Annotated in this window: 13 protein-coding genes; 3 read left to right on the top strand and 10 right to left on the bottom strand. The window is 34.8% G+C overall.

The features are described 5' to 3' along the window. Positions 1-45: 45 nt before the first annotated feature. From GXM17_RS18560 to GXM17_RS18550, 3 genes are all read right to left on the bottom strand, one after another. Positions 46-666, bottom strand: coding sequence for an L-threonylcarbamoyladenylate synthase (locus tag GXM17_RS18560; RefSeq protein WP_163401039.1), 621 nt, complete (start codon positions 664-666; stop codon positions 46-48). Between the two features lie 82 nt (positions 667-748). Beyond that, on the bottom strand, positions 749-3,088 hold the full coding sequence (locus GXM17_RS18555; protein WP_163401038.1) for an ATP-dependent helicase: 2,340 nt from the start codon (positions 3,086-3,088) through the stop codon (positions 749-751). Between the two features lie 241 nt (positions 3,089-3,329). After that, positions 3,330-4,097 (bottom strand): sulfite exporter TauE/SafE family protein, encoded by a 768-nt coding sequence (locus tag GXM17_RS18550; RefSeq protein ID WP_163401037.1) that lies wholly within the window; start codon positions 4,095-4,097, stop codon positions 3,330-3,332. 122 nt (positions 4,098-4,219) lie between these two features. On the opposite strand from GXM17_RS18550, the gene GXM17_RS18545 reads away from it, so the two are divergent. Next, on the top strand, positions 4,220-4,741 hold the full coding sequence (locus GXM17_RS18545) for a DUF7935 family protein (RefSeq protein WP_163401036.1): 522 nt from the start codon (positions 4,220-4,222) through the stop codon (positions 4,739-4,741). Between the two features lie 81 nt (positions 4,742-4,822). Here GXM17_RS18545 and GXM17_RS18540 read toward each other — a convergent pair whose 3' ends face one another. Both GXM17_RS18540 and GXM17_RS18535 read right to left on the bottom strand, forming a co-directional pair. Beyond that, a complete protein-coding gene (locus tag GXM17_RS18540; protein ID WP_163401035.1) occupies positions 4,823-5,722 on the bottom strand; it encodes a patatin-like phospholipase family protein in 900 nt (299 codons plus the stop codon). Between the two features lie 114 nt (positions 5,723-5,836). Next, positions 5,837-7,897, bottom strand: coding sequence for a M1 family metallopeptidase (locus GXM17_RS18535; protein ID WP_163401034.1), 2,061 nt, complete (start codon positions 7,895-7,897; stop codon positions 5,837-5,839). Positions 7,898-7,963: 66 nt separating this feature from the next. Between GXM17_RS18535 and GXM17_RS18530 the strand changes: the two genes are divergently transcribed. Both GXM17_RS18530 and GXM17_RS18525 read left to right on the top strand, forming a co-directional pair. After that, positions 7,964-8,731 carry a Dph6-related ATP pyrophosphatase gene (locus GXM17_RS18530; RefSeq protein ID WP_163401033.1) on the top strand — a complete coding sequence of 256 codons (768 nt, stop codon included), beginning with the start codon at positions 7,964-7,966 and terminating at the stop codon, positions 8,729-8,731. Positions 8,732-8,733: 2 nt separating this feature from the next. Beyond that, positions 8,734-9,237, top strand: coding sequence for a hypothetical protein (locus GXM17_RS18525; RefSeq protein WP_163401032.1), 504 nt, complete (start codon positions 8,734-8,736; stop codon positions 9,235-9,237). A 44-nt stretch (positions 9,238-9,281) separates the two neighbouring features. On the opposite strand, the gene GXM17_RS18520 is transcribed toward GXM17_RS18525, so the two are convergent. From GXM17_RS18520 to GXM17_RS18500, 5 genes are read right to left on the bottom strand one after another with little or no spacing between them, the layout of a single operon-like run. Continuing rightward, positions 9,282-9,866 (bottom strand): chemotaxis protein CheB, encoded by a 585-nt coding sequence (locus GXM17_RS18520; RefSeq protein ID WP_163401031.1) that lies wholly within the window; start codon positions 9,864-9,866, stop codon positions 9,282-9,284. Beyond that, a complete protein-coding gene (locus GXM17_RS18515) occupies positions 9,848-10,657 on the bottom strand; it encodes a CheR family methyltransferase (RefSeq protein WP_163401030.1) in 810 nt (269 codons plus the stop codon). The genes GXM17_RS18520 and GXM17_RS18515 overlap by 19 nt, the downstream gene beginning before the upstream one ends. A gap of 7 nt (positions 10,658-10,664) precedes the next feature. Beyond that, complete coding sequence (locus tag GXM17_RS18510; protein WP_163401029.1) at positions 10,665-11,030, bottom strand: response regulator; 366 nt, start codon at positions 11,028-11,030, stop codon at positions 10,665-10,667. A gap of 15 nt (positions 11,031-11,045) precedes the next feature. Next, on the bottom strand, positions 11,046-14,618 hold the full coding sequence (locus tag GXM17_RS18505) for a response regulator (RefSeq protein ID WP_163401028.1): 3,573 nt from the start codon (positions 14,616-14,618) through the stop codon (positions 11,046-11,048). Between the two features lie 5 nt (positions 14,619-14,623). Further along, the gene (locus GXM17_RS18500) at positions 14,624-15,847 is read right to left on the bottom strand and encodes a hybrid sensor histidine kinase/response regulator (protein WP_163401027.1); all 1,224 of its coding nucleotides are present in this window, start codon (positions 15,845-15,847) and stop codon (positions 14,624-14,626) included. Positions 15,848-15,910: the final 63 nt, after the last annotated feature.

The following is a 15,910-nucleotide window of genomic DNA, read 5'->3' as shown; positions in this document are numbered from 1 at the left end:
AAGTTACTTAATAATTTTTAATTGTTACGTAGTTTAAGTTTTTTTTTACAAAATATCAATATCCCCTTTGCCTTCTCTGATAATTATCGGTTCATGTTCAGAAAGATCTATAATTGTAGAACCAACATTATCACCATAACCTCCATCAATCACCATATCAACAAGATTCTGCCATTTTTCAAAAATCAGTTCAGGATCAGTTGTATATTCAATTACATCATCTTCATCTCGTATTGATGTAGAGACAACAGGATTCCCCAATTGTCGTACAATCTCTAATATAATATTGTTATCAGGAACACGAATACCTACTGTTGTTTTCTTTTTAAATTCTTTAGGCAAATTATTATTTCCCGGTAAAATAAAGGTATAAGGACCCGGCAAAGCTCTTTTAAGAATTTTAAAAGTAGAAGTATCAATTTGCCTGACATAGTCAGATAAGTTGCTAAGATCGTGACAGATAAAAGAGAAATTAGCTTTTTCTAACTTCACTCCCTTAATTTTTGCAATTTTTTCTAAAGCCCTTGAGTTGGTTATATCACAACCTAAACCGTAAACAGTGTCGGTTGGATAAATAACTAAACCGCCATTCTGAAGAACTTTTACAACTTTTGCAATAGCAGCTTCACTGGGTTTGTCGGGATATATTTTTATAAATTCGGCCATTTTATTTTTGTTTAAATTTAATTTGTTTCGGGTTTCAGCTCATTTAACAGCAGTAATCTGAAACTCAAAACTTGCATTTATTTTATCCCACAACATCTAATTTAGCAAATCTCAACAACAGTTTTTTAATTCCCCCTGCTTCAAATTTTATTTCGGCTTTTTTATCAGCACCTGCCCCTTCTAAATTTATAACTTCTCCTTTTCCAAAACGTTCATGCATTACCACATTTCCAACGGTCAGCTTGTTATCAAACAGGTTTGCAGCACCTGAGGCCGCCTGTACATTTCCTGAAACTGGTTTTAATTTCCTGATATTTAAATCCGGTTTTGGACTATTATCTGTAATATGTTTGGGAGGAGTTCCCCCTATAGGTTTAGAAAGTCTTAATTTAGATTTTTCAACATCTCCAAAAATATCGCTGTCTATTGTTGGTTTGTAGCGATAATTACTTTCTGAAGGTGTTAAATATTCTAAATATTGGCCGTCAATTTCTTCGATAAAGCGGGAAGGTTCACTATCTGTAAGTTTTCCCCAGCGGTAACGTGACTGTGCATAGGTCAAATACGCCTGATGCTCTGCCCGCGTCAAGGCTACATAAAACAATCTGCGTTCTTCCTCAAGTTCACTTCGCGTACTCATGCTCATTGCGCTCGGAAACAAATCTTCTTCCATACCAACAACGAAAACATGAGGAAATTCAAGTCCTTTTGCCAGGTGGATTGTCATCAAAGCGACACGGTCTTCATCAGATGTATCCTTATCCAAATCAGTAGCCAGGGCAACATCTTCCATAAATTCAGAAAGAGCTCCCCTTGCCCCGTCAATTTCTCTCTGCCCTTCTGTAAAATCTTTAATCCCGTTTAAAAGCTCTTCAATATTCTGGATTTTTGCCATTCCTTCCGGAGTAGCATCTTTTTTCAGTTCCTGAACCAATCCCGTTTTTTTGGCAACATGATCTGTAATATAAAAAGCATCCTGATTTTCATTAATTACCTGAAAACTCTGAATCATTGTTACAAAATCTTTCAGTTTATTTTTTGTACCGGCATTCAGTTTCAAATCAATTTTATCGATATTAACCATTACCTCCCAAATAGAACGTTTGTAATGATTGGCCGCAATAGTAAGCTTTTCAACAGTTGTATCTCCAATTCCGCGCGCCGGATAATTGATTATACGTATTAAAGCTTCCTCGTCTTTCGGATTCAGAACCAAACGGAGATAACACAAAACGTCTTTTATTTCTTTACGCTGGTAAAATGAAAGTCCACCGTAAATTCTGTACGGAATATCGCGTTTTCTCAAAGCATCCTCCATCGCACGGGATTGTGCATTGGTGCGGTACAAAATTGCAAAAGCACCATTGTGCAACTGATGCTGCATTTTTTGTTCAAAAATAGTACTGGCAACAAAACGTCCTTCCTCAGCATCCGTCAAACTTCGGTGTACTTTTACTTTCGGACCAAATTCATTTGCCGTCCAGACTACTTTATCCAGTTTGGTTTTATTATGTTCCATTACCGTATTAGCAGCTTCTACAATATTTCGGGTCGAACGGTAATTTTGTTCTAAACGAAACATTTTTACGCCTTCATAATCCTTTTGAAAATTCAGAATATTATTGATATTCGCCCCCCGGAAAGCGTAAATACTCTGTGCATCATCCCCAACCACACAAATATTCTGGAATTTATCTGATAAAGCACGAACAATTAAATACTGAGAATGATTTGTATCCTGATACTCATCGACCAGAATATATCGGAAACGGTTTTGGTACTTCGCCAAAACTTCAGGAAAACGGGTTAATAACTCATTGGTTTTCAATAACAAATCATCAAAATCCATTGCTCCGGCTTTAAAACAGCGTTCAACGTACTGCTGATAGATTTCCCCTAAACGAGGTTTTTTTGACATTGCATCAGCTTCCATCAGTTCAGGATTATTGAAATAGGCTTTTACAGTAATCAAACTGTTTTTATAAGTCGAAATTCGTCCTAAAACCTGTTTCGGTTTATAAATATCACGATCCAGCTGCATTTCTTTTATAATAGAAGAAATCAGTCTGGCCGAATCCTGAGAATCATAAATAGTAAAATTGGAAGGGTAACCCAAAAGTTCGGATTCTGAACGAAGAATACGTGCAAAAACCGAGTGAAAAGTTCCCATCCACAGGTTTTTTGCTTCACTGGCTCCTACAATTGAAGAAATCCTTTGTTTCATTTCGCGGGCAGCCTTATTCGTAAACGTAAGTGACAATATATTGAAAGCATCGATTCCCTGATGCATCAAATAAGCAATCCTAATTGTTAAAACACGCGTTTTTCCCGAACCTGCACCTGCTATAATAATCATTGGGCCGTCTTTCTGTAAAACAGGCTGTCGTTGCGCTTCGTTGAGCTGGTCAATATAATTCTGCATGAAATTGTCTCCTTTTAGGCAAAAATAAGAATTAAAAAAGAAAGTTCCTAAGATGCTATGGTTCTGAGATACTAAGTTTTGTCGAAGTAAAAGAACAAGCATTTCAGCGAATATTATATTCGACTTCTGCTATAATTTTTCAGTCCGTTTAGATATGGTCTCAACTAATACACTGAATCAATTAAACCAAAATTAATATAAATTAATCCGGGCTAAGAGCAACAATTGCTGTCTTTAGAAACTATTTATAAAAAACATCGTAAGCAAACCGGATCAAAGTCCCCACAACCACAACTAAAAAGAAAATCCTGATAAAGCCATTTCCTTTGTTGATTGCCAATTTCGCACCAAGCCAGCCTCCTATTCCATTACTAACAGCCATCGGAATTGCAATGCTCCAGATGATTTTTCCTTTTATCATAAACAAACAAATCGAACCAAAATTGGTTGCCAGATTTACCATTTTAGCATTTGCAGAAGCATGCAAAAAGTCAAACCCTAATAAAGCAATAAAAGCAACCACAAAAAAACTGCCGGTTCCCGGACCAATAAATCCGTCATAGAAACCGATAAGAACACTGATAACAACGGCATACATAATCTGAGTCGTTGCAGAATGATCTTTAGCAGCATGCTGCCCGAAATTTTTCTTCGCATACGTATATACAAACAGCAAAGATAAAACCACCAGTAAAAGCGGTTTCATAAAATCGTTGCTTACAAGAGTTAAAATGGTCGAACCTAAAAATGCTGAAGGAACTGCCAGACACATCATAATCAGCAATAATCTCCACTGAATAATTACATTTTTAAGATATTGAAAAGCAGCAAAAGCAGTTCCGCTAAAAGCAGGAATCTTCAATGTTCCAATAACTGTAGAAACTGGCAAATTTGGTAATAAAACTAAACCCATTGGAGTTTGGATCAGTCCGCCACCTCCAACAATTGCATCAATAAAGCCTGCTGCAAATGCCGCCAGACAAAGAAAAAATATGATATAAGAATCCATTAAAATCGTGATTACGCTTTAAAAAAACAAGTTGCAAAAATAGGCCTTCTGTTTTGTTTATTGCTGAAAAATTAAAGCAGATTTCTCCTCAAAAAGTATATTTTTGCTTAAAAATTATTGAAATGGATTTTACACGAATTATAGAATTAGCGAGTTATACCTTACCTGCCATTGTAACTGGTTTTGTGGCTTACGGTTTTTTTGAACTGCATATTAAAAACAACGATAAAAAACGTGCTTTTTTATTAAACAGGGAATACCAAAAACAATCTTTACCGATCCGACTGCAGGCTTACGAGCGTATGACTTTATTTTTAGAGCGTATCAACCTGACCAAATTACTGATTCGTGTTGCGCCAATTTCACAACAAAAACATGATTACGAAAATTACATCATTGACCAGATAGAACAGGAATTTGAGCACAATCTAACACAGCAAATTTACATGTCTGAAGAATGCTGGACAATTATCACAACTGCTAAAAACTCGACTATCCAGATGATTCGAAAAGCCGCTATGAGTGAACGTGTAGAAAATGCTGATAAATTACGTGAAGTGATTTTGAATGATTTATTAGAAAAACAATCTCCAAGCAATGCGGCTTTGGGATTTATTAAAAATGAGGTTGCTGAATTGTGGTAATATTTAGTGGTTTAGTCCTTAGTAATTAATGAGTAGTTTTAAAAACTAACTCTCAAGGACTAGGGACTAAATAACTAAGGACTACCTATTATCACTCATAATCTCAGACTTATTCTGAGCATATTCGTATCCCTGTTCCCACCACGTTTTCATTACCTCCTTATTAAAAATCAAGGCATTATTGGTAAGTTTGGTAGGTGTGTAATATAAATTAAGTTTTACATTTTTATTATTTGCTATTAGTTTTCCTATAGTAATATCGTGTTTTTCAACCTGATCCAGAGCAATTCTAAACAAATCAATCATCAGCGAAAACGGGTTTTTACCGATAACCGTTTTCTCCATATTTACTTCTGTTTCCAGAATGATAACGTCAATTTCTGTTGCCCCTCTGTTGATTGCTTCACGAATAGGAACCAGACTTGAAAATCCTCCGTCACCATATTCGCAGTTGTTTTTTTCAACCAGACTCATAAAAGGAACATAATTGCTCGAAATCCAGGACCAGTCACAAAACTCTTCGTAAGTACACTCTTTTATCGATTTGTATTCGGCTTCGTTTTTTGTAAAATTGGTTACCGTAATTACGACATCCTTTTTGAGTTTTTTCAATTGATTAAAATCAGATAATGAGAAATTCTTTCTGATGTATTTCTTCAGGCCTTTGCTTTCTCCAAATGTTCTTTTTCCTTTAAAAAACTGCCGAATTACATTGAAGTGATTAATGGTCACTATATCTACACCGTCTTTAACTTTGACCACAAAAGGGCAAATATTAAATATTTTAGACATGTTGACATTGGTGTAAATCGAGTAGATTTGCTCAATATTTCCTAATGCGAGATGCGGAATCAATAAACTTCCGGTTGAAGTCCCCAGGAATAAATCGTATTGATGTCTTTTTACTTCTAATAAATATTGTGCAACACCGCCGGCAAATGCGCCTTTACTGCCACCACCGGAAATAACCAATGCTCTCATAAATTAATTGTAGGTTTTGTTTTTGGTTTAGATGAAAGAAAAAAGACTTAAGAAGAAAGATTTTATAAATTCTAAATTATCACTTTCCCGACTCTTGGTTCTTACATCTATTTTCTATTCTTTCAACAAACGATTCAACTGAAATTGTTCATCGGGGGTCAAATTAGGCAAAATTCTTTCAAACGAAGTACGCATTTCAGAATTTTTTAATAACAATCTGATAGTTTCTCTTCCAAATTTGGAAAACTGCCACATGTGATGTGTTGTAGCATTGACTAAATTACGCAGTACCTGATCGTTAATAATTTTAAAAGCAATTAATTTTTCTAAAGCATTTTGTCTGGTCGTCGCTTCATATTTTGTTGAAGAAAAAGCAATTAATTCTGAAATTAAAACTTCAGGATCATTGCTGTAGTTTACTGTAGACAACGCTAACGAAAGCCATAACGTACGAAGATTGTAATCGTTGAAACCAATCCAGCTTTTAGTTTTATCAAGATATGATGTCCTTAGTTCAGGAAAATCTTTCCATAAAAAATAAAGCGCAATTTCCCGTGTCTGGTAAGACTTTTCCTCTAATAAAGTTTCATATTCTGTTCTAAAATCTTCAGGGATTTTCGATAAATTTTCGGCTACAGCCTGTCGAACTTTTATATTATTAGTTTGCAAAGCGGTCGTTAAAAGTGCTTTTTTAGCTTCAAATTTTTCATTTTCAATTTGATTTATAACGGATACTTTTACAGCCTCATAAGTATCAGATTTTAAGACTTTTAAAAAATTACCCTCCTTTTCAGCCAAAGGTATTTTTTTCAGTTTATCAATTTCTAAACGTTCCTGAATTGCTTTATTTTTACTCAGCAAGGCGTTGGCAGTTTGCGTATCAAAAGCTGTAGTTTCCAGCCATGTTTTCTGAAATTTATCCAAATCAAAATCGGATACTTTTTTAATTTCGTTAAAGAAATCCTGTGTATTGACTGTTTGATAAGCATACTTCATTAAATAGCTTTTTATAGCCTTTTTAAAAGCTTTATCCCCAATTGATTCATGCAAAACAAATAACGCCCAGGCTCCTTTTTCGTAAAAAGTCAGTGAACTGGCTTTGGCGTTTAAAACCGGAATTGAATCTGTTCTGGAAGCAAATTTGAGTTGTTGTGCTGTATCGTATAATTTGGAATAAAAATAATCATCGCCATAAATTTCTTTTTCGGCCAATAGAGCATAATAGGTTGCAAAACCCTCCTGAAGCCAGTGATGCGTACTGCTTTCGGCGGTAATTAAATCCCCAAACCAGTGATGTGCCAGTTCGTGTGCATCAACATTGGTATAATTTCGATCTTTAAAACCAATAGAATCCACGATATAACGGGTAGCAAAAAGCGTTGTGGTCGTATTTTCCATTCCCGCATACAAAAAGTCCCGAACTGGAATCTGTCTGTTGATTTTCCAGGGATATTTCACGCCTATTTCTTTCTCTAAAAAGTCAAAAATACGTTTTGAATAACGATATGTAGGTTCAAAACGATCTGTATCTTTAGGTTCCAAATAATATTCAAGCGGAATTTTAGATTTTGATTTGAACTCTTTTTTATCAAATTTCCCAATCGCAAGCATCAATAAATAAGAGCTCATTGGTTTTTCCATTTGGTATTGCCAGTGAAACTGATTGTTTTCTTCTATTTTTTTCTTCAAAATTCCGTTAGAAACAACCTCATAATTTTTATCATACGTAATTCCAATGTTAAAAATCAATTTTTCATTCACATCATCAAAACTCGGAAACCAATTACTCGTGTATCTTCCCTGCCCTTGTGTCCAGATTTGTACCTCAGCATTTTCAACATTTACAAAATACAAAGCCTGTTTTGGTTTTACGGTGTACTGAAAAGTTAATTGATTTTCTCCTTCCTGAAAATGACCTGCGATTTGCAATTGTTTGCCTGTATTGATAAAAAAAACTTCTTTCTGATTGATTTCTACTTTTGAAAATTCCATGTTTTTGGCATCAATTTTAATGGTATCAAGTGACTTTAAAACCTCAAACTGAAATTCAACGGAACCTGAAACCGATTTTTCATTAGGATTGAGTTTTAATTGCCCTGAAACCGATTTAAAATCGACAAATTGGGTTTGTTGTGCAAAAACGAAGGTGGTGAAAAATAATAGAATGTATTTCATTGAAACAAATTTGAAGGCAGGATCCAAAGTTACAAAGGTTTCATCAACAAATCGAATGAAATTTGTATGTTTACGTTAGAAAATTTTGAGAACGTGTCAACACCTAAAAAAGCCTTGTTTAACTGGAGCAGCGGAAAGGATTCTGCTCTGGCCTTGTATAAAATTCTTCAGAATCCCGGATATAAAATCGAATGTTTGCTCACGAGCGTCAATCAGCAATATCAGCGAATTTCTATGCACGGTGTGCGTGTAGAATTACTAAAAGAGCAGGCTAAAAGCCTTGGTTTGCCTTTAAAAATAATGCAGATTCCGGAAATGCCAACCATGGAAGTGTATGAAAATGTCATGAACGAAACTTTATCCGGATTCAAAAAAAAAGGTATTACACATTCTGTTTTTGGAGATATTTTTCTGGAAGATTTACGAAAATACCGTGAAGACAAATTAGCCCAAATTGGTTTTGAAGGCTTTTTTCCAATCTGGAAAATCCCTACTTCTGATTTGATTCAGGAATTCATCGGTTTAGGGTTTAAAACTATTGTGGTTTGTGTAAACGAACGCTATCTGGACAAAAGTTTTGCAGGCAGGATTATCGATCAGGATTTTATTAATGATTTACCGGAAAATGTAGATGTTTGTGGCGAAAATGGCGAATTTCATACTTTTACTTTTGATGGACCTATTTTCTCAGAAGCTGTCAATTTCGAAATTGGCGAAACCGTATATCGGAAATATGAAAAACCAAAAACAGAATCCGGCAATACTGCCTGCGATACAAATGACACAGAGGCTTTTGATTACGGATTCTGGTATACTGATTTAATTCTGAAATAATTATGAACGAAAAACAGTATGCCGAATTAGAAAAAATCCTTTCATTTTTGAGCGAAATCGGGATAGATGTAGTTGAAAAAGAGCTTGAAACTTCTTTTTTGCCCGGATTAAGTCTGGGGCCAAATTGTCTTTATATTGATTATGAAAGATTAATGTACCCCGGTGATATCCTTCATGAAGCCGGACATCTGGCCGTAACAACTTCAGCCGAAAGAAAAATTGCCGGCACAGATGAAATGGCTCCTGACTGGCCATCCGAGGGCGAAGAAATGGGAGCTATTCTCTGGTCTTTTGCAGCTGCAAAACATTTAGAACTACCTGTTGAATTTGTCTTTCACCCTAATGGTTACAAAAACGAGTCGGAATGGCTCATTTCAAATTTTATCAGTGAAAATTATATCGGACTGCCTTTTCTGGAATGGATCGGACTTGCCTTAGGGAAAGTAAATGCCGCAAAAGAAGGCAGACAACCTTTTCCTAAAATGTTAAAATGGATAAGAGATTAAATGATGGATATTAGTTCTCTCGGCAAATTTCCGATGTTTTAAACTTAATTATCAATCGAAAGAATAAACTGAAGTATTTCCTTGATGTTTAAAATATAATCGGGTACTGTATTTTGAATCGCATTGTTGGGCATATAAGGCATTTCGGCAGATTTTGGATCCTGAATAATCACAGTTCCTCCTTCTTTTTGAATTGCTTTCAAACCCAATGTACCGTCAGCGTTTGATCCTGACAGCAAAATTCCGGTCAGATTGCTTTTGTAAACCTCTGCTGCCGATTCAAAAGACACATCAATACTGGGTCTGCTATAATTTATTTTTTCAGAAGTATCAAGTGATAAAGTTCTGTTTTTTTCGAATAATAAATGATAATTTGAAGGAGCGATATAAATAAATCCGGGTAAAAAAGGAACTTTATCCTCTACCGGTTTTACATTTATGATGGTTTTTAAAGCTATAAGTTCTTCTAAAGTCTGTTCATCAGTGCTTTTTCGATGCACCACAATTACGATCGCAAAAGATTTAATTTCGGACAGGTGTGGTAAAATCTGCATTAGTGCATTAAGACTTCCTGCAGAACCTCCTATAATTACAACGCTAAAATCTGGATCTATCTGATCTTTCTCCATATTTTTTCTCTCTCTAATTGTTTGTATTTTCCCGGAGCTATTGAGTATTTTATGGTTTCTTTTGTTCCTAAAGCCAAAAATCCTAAAACAGCAAGACTATCATCAAATAAATTAATGACCCTTTTTTGTAATTCATTATCAAAATAGATCAGTACATTGCGGCAAAAAATCATATCAAATTCATTAAACGAAGTATCTGAGACCAAGTTGTGCTGGGAAAAAACCATTTTCTGAGCCAGATCATCGTTAAATTTTGCAATACCATAATTAGCGGTATAATAACTTGAAAAATCTTCTTTTCCACCAGAATCCCTGTAATTTTCAGAATACTCCTTCATCATTCTCAGAGGAAAAATTCCTTTTTTTGCTGAATCCAGAACCTTTGCATTTATATCCGTAGCATAAATAAGGGATTTATGAAGTAATCCTGCTTCTTTGAGCAGAATAGCCATAGAATATACCTCTTCTCCTGTCGAACAGCCAGCATGCCATAAACGAATAAAAGGTTTTGTACCTAATAACGGAAGAATTTGATTTCGTATTACAGTATAAAAAGCCGGATCACGAAACATTTCTGTAACATTAACCGTAATTTCATCAACCATATGTTTATAATATTCCGGATCGTATCTCACTTTAGACAAAAAATCTTCAAAATGAGTAAATCCATCTAATTGATATATCCTGTTGACACGTCTTTTTAAGGATGCTCTTGAATAACTACCAAAATCAAAACCATAATATTCATACACTTCATTAATAAGGGTTTCCAGTTCGATATCTTCTATCATATTAAATTCAGATTTTGCTCAACATAATAAGCAATTTATCAACATCAACCGGCTTAGAGATGTAGTCATCTGCACCGGCCTCCAAACATTTTTCTTTATCACCCGTCATCGCCTGAGCTGTTACTGCTATAACAAAAGTAGATTCATGCGAGGGGATTTGTTTTATTAAAGGAATGGCGTCATAGCCATCCATTTCAGGCATCATCATATCTATTAAAACTGCATCAATTTTTTCATCAGATTTTAATATTTTCAAAGCTTCCTCTGCGCTCAAACATGATAAGCAATCAAATGATCTAGCACGCAGCGTATTTTCCAAAGCAAAAATATTTCTGGAATCATCATCAATAATTAAAAGTCGTTTTTTATTCATTTTTACTACTTTTTATTAAACTTTATCATACAGCCAAACACGCAATAACGACAACAGCTGGTCAATATCTACAGGCTTCGTAATATAATCTGAAGCTCCGGCTTTAATACACTTTTCCCGATCGCCTGTCATTGCTTTTGCAGTAACAGCAATTAACGGCAGAGTAAGGTGTTTTGGATTACTTCGTATTTTTTCAGCAGTTTCATAACCATCCATATTAGGCATCATCATATCCAGCAAAACAATATCTGTATTTGGATTTTCTTCAAGCATTTTAATAGCCTCTTTACCATCAAAAGCTGTAATTACATTCATTTTAAAAACTTCCAGTGCTTTTGTCAGCGAATAAATATTACGAACGTCATCATCTACTATTAAAACCGTTTTATCAAACAAAATATTATTGAGTAGATTCAGTTTTTTATGGCCTTCTTTTTTACCATCCGGAATTTTGTTTTCTTCAACCAAATGGAGGAAAAGCGATACCTCATCAAGCATCCTCTGGTAAGAATGTGCTGTTTTAACAATTATTGAATCTGCATATTTCTTAATTTTTATTTCTTCCTTAAGCGATAAGCTTTTTCCAGTAAATACAATTACCGGCAAGTTTTCTAAGCCTGGGCTTTTCTTAACACCATCCAGAATTTCATAAGCCTGTTTGTCAGGAATTCCCATATCTAAAATTACACAATCGACATCGCTTTTATTCAGTGCAATTAAACCTGCAGAAACTTCGCTTTTGATTTCAGAATTGATGTTATACGTTTCTAAAAAGTAAGACAGTGCCTTTGCATGTTTGGGATTATCCTCAATAATCAGGACCTTCTGGGCTTCTTTGCTAATGATATGCTCTATTCGCATAAAAACATCCGGAATTTTTTCGAACGCAACAGGCTTGTCAAGAAAATCAACAGCTCCTTTTAACAAACTTTCCTGTTTCAGTTTATGCGATGACATAATATGCACCGGAACATGCTTTGTTTGTGAGTTATTTTTAAGTTCTTCTAAAATTTCCCAGCCACTTTTTACCGGAAGCTCAATATCCAGTAAAACTCCAATTGGCTTGTACATTAAAGCAAAATTTAAGGCATAATCACCTCTTACTGCCACGACTGCTTTATATCCTTTTTTTCTGCTAAAAGCTAACAGTGATTTTGCAAAATTAATATCATCTTCTACAATCAGAATTACTCTGTCATTATCGGTAATTGAGTTTCTGTCGTCTTCTATTTCATCCGGAATAACAGTACTAATGTATTTGCTCTTAGTATTTTTTTCCTGTTCTTCTTCCTGTTCTGCAATTTCAATAGGAGGTGTTTTTAAAGCCGTAATTTTTTTTAAAGCTTTGCCCACAACTGGCAGACATAAAGTAAAACTGCTTCCTTCATTTTCTTTACTATGCAGGATAATCTCTCCATTGAGTAATTTTGCCAGTTCTCTGCTTATGGATAGCCCTAAACCTGTACCGCCATATTTTCTTTTGGTTGATCCGTCAGCTTGCTGGAAAGCTTCAAATATTAAAGGCTGTTTTTCCAGAGGAATCCCGATTCCTGTATCTTTTACAATAAAACAAATAATTTTGTCATCGTCATCACTTACTTTAATTTCTAAACTTACTGATCCTTCTTCTGTAAATTTTATAGCATTTGAAATTAAATTTTTAAGGATTTGCTCCAGACGCATTTTATCTGTTTTAATAACTAGCGGCGCATTGGCTGAAATAATTTTGAAATCGATTTTCTTCTCTTTAGCGACCAGTGTAAACAAATTAGAAAGATTGTCCGTTATTTCTTTAGTGGAAACATCTAAAAACTCCAGTTCCATTTTGCCTGCTTCAATTTTCGACAAATCCAGAATTTCGTCAATCAGGCCCAATAAACTGTTTCCGGAACTCTGAATCACCTTTGCAAACTCGATTTCTTCTGAATTCATGCTTTTGTTATTGTTTTCTGATAATAATCGGCTTAATAACAAAATTGAATTTAAAGGGGTTCTTAGCTCATGTGACATATTAGCCAAAAACTCTGATTTATAACGTGTTGTTAACTCTAATGCTTCTGATTTTTTCTGAATTTCAGTGTTTCTCTCTTCTAGTAAAACACTTCGTTCTGATAATTCTTCATTAGTCTGTTCCAGTTCTTCCTGCTGTACCCTTAATTCTTCTTCTGAAGCCTGAAGTTTTTCGGTCTGCGTTTCTAATTCGGCATTCATGGCTTCAAGTTCACTATGCTGAATCCTTAATTCTTCTGATTGTGCCTGTGTTTCCTCCAGAAGTTCCAATACCCGTTTTCTGTTCTGGGTTGATTTTATGGCAATTGCAATATTGTTGGAGACAGCCTGCAGAAATTCCAAATCAATTTCAGTAAATTCTTTTACACTTGCTATTTCAAAAGCGCCTTCGATTTTAGTATCAATTAAAGGTACAGCAACAATGTGTTTGGGTTTTATTTCTCCCAAAGCATAGGTAATCTGAACATCATTTTCTGAAAATGTCTTTAATTCAAGAATTTTTCTTGAAGCCACACATTGCCCAATTAATCCCTCTCCATGTTGGATATGTTCTCTGCTTTTATTAGGTAGGTAGCTGTAACCTGAAATTGCATACAACTCATCACCCTCGATCGCATAGATCACGCCTGCGCTGCTTTTTGTATATTGGCACAAAAATTCAATAACGTCCCTGGATAGTTTTTCCAGTTCTTTATCCCCAATCATCACATTATTTAGCTGAGCAATTCCGGTCTGCAGCCATTCCTTTTGTAAGAGTAAATCAAAAGAAGATTTTAAGGAAGCCCCCATGCTGTTTAAAGATTCTCCTACACTACCCAGGGCATCAGATTTTGTATCGTCAACCTTTATGTCATAATTTCCTTTGGAAATATTAGCCGCAATGGTACTTATTGCCTCAATTCTCTGCGCGGTTTCAATATCTTTCCGTTCTAATTCTTCCTGAAGAAAGGAGCGTTCATTATAATCTTTTAAAATGCGCAGCAGGAACACAATTGTTATGATAAATGCAATGATAAAAGCAGCTATGATTAAAATAAAGCTATAATTACCATATCGTTCCGAATCTGCATTTCGTTTTTTCAAAAGTGATTGCTCTGAACTTTCTATAAGTTTATAGTCTGCCCGCAATTCATCCATCATTTTTTTTCCTTCATTAAGATCAAAGGAAACAGCACCTTTGCCCAGGCGCTTTTTAACAACCTGATTATGCAGGTATTTATAAAAAGCAGCAGTACTCTGTTTTACTTTTTGTAAGTTCTTTTGTTGTAATGGATTATCTGTTGTTAATTCATCCAGTTTATTAAAGAAACTGTCTGATTTTTTTTCTGCGTCATTATATTGTTCTAAAAATCCTTCATTTCCTGTTATTAAGAAGCCTCTCATACTCGTCTGGGCATCTGTAACGACTGATATCCCTTCGTTTAAATTGTAAATTACTTCCTGAGTGTGGTTTACCCAGTAATTACTGTTCAGTAGGCTTTTGATACTTAGAAATGAAGCCGTTGAGCTGATCATTAATATTAATAAAGAAACCAATGAACTGATTAATAAATTTCTTTTAAAGTTATTTTGCTTCATATAAATTATTTTATGTCCTGATATTCTAAAGGTAAAATCATAATAAAACTCGCACCCTGTCCAACCTGACTTTTAGCTGTAATTAATCCGTTGTGTTTTTCAATTATTTTTTTTGCAATTGCCAGTCCAATACCGGTTCCCTCATAGCTTTGGCGGTCGTTTAAGCTCTGAAAAATGATGAAAATCCTGTCAAGGTAAATCTCATCAAAACCAATTCCGTTGTCTTTTACAATAATACGGCAATATTTTCCGTCAGGAGAAGGTTTTCCATCAAAATCTTTGGTTTCAATTAATTCAGAGGTGACCTCTATGACAGGGTTTTGGGTATTGTTCGAAAACTTAAGGGCGTTTCCAATCAAATTTTGAAAAACCTGACGCAACTGGCTCGGAATACTGTCAATAGTGGGAAGCACATTTGTTTTTACTGTTGCATTCTTGCTTTCGATGAGATAATCAAAATCAGAAAGTACTTCCTGCAACACCTCATTTAAATCGGTTTTTTCAGGCTGAACTTTTGATGATAACCTTGAATAAGCCAGTAAATCTGTAATTAAAGTCTGCATTCTTTCTGCCGATTTAATGGTACGGTTTACATAATCAACGGCTTTATCATCTTTTGCCAGATAAAGATCTTTGATAATTTTGATAAAGATTTGAATCTTTCTTATGGGCTCATTCAAATCATGCGAAACTACCCAGGCAAACTGCTGAAGCTCATGGTTTTTAAGTTCCAGTTCTTCATTTTTTAAGATCAGTTCTTTCGTCCTTTCGGTGATTTTTACTTCCAGGTTGTCCTGCGCTTCTTTTCGAACTTTAATTTCTTTAGAAAGCAGTTCTTTCATTTCTTTTAGCTGGTTCTGCTGTTCGTAAATTTTCAGAAAGGTTTTTACTTTTAAAATCAGCAGATCAGTGTCAACAGGTTTAGTAATATATTCTACCGCACCGGTCTCATAACCTTTAAAAATGTATTTCTTTTCAATATTAAGTGCTGAAAGAAAAATTACAGGAATGTCTTTTGTTTTCTTATTCCCGGAAAGAATTTTTACTACCTCAAAACCATCCAGACCAGGCATCTGAACATCCATGATTATAAGACAGTAGTTAATTTGTAAAATTTTCTTCAATGCCTCTTCGCCTGATTCCGCAGTATCTACTTCGATATTATGCAGCTCTAAAGTTTTTTTTAAGGCAATTATATTTGCCTTTATATCGTCTACAATCAATATCATCTATTTCTGGTCTAAATTTGTTATGGTTAATATAAATTTTTAAAATTCTCTTTCAAATTTAAA

It is taken from the genome of Flavobacterium fluviatile (assembly GCF_010645065.1).
In the GTDB taxonomy this organism is placed as follows: Bacteria; Bacteroidota; Bacteroidia; order Flavobacteriales; family Flavobacteriaceae; genus Flavobacterium; species Flavobacterium fluviatile.
Note: the sequence above shows the minus strand (reverse complement) of the source record. Positions and strands in the feature narration are given on the sequence as shown.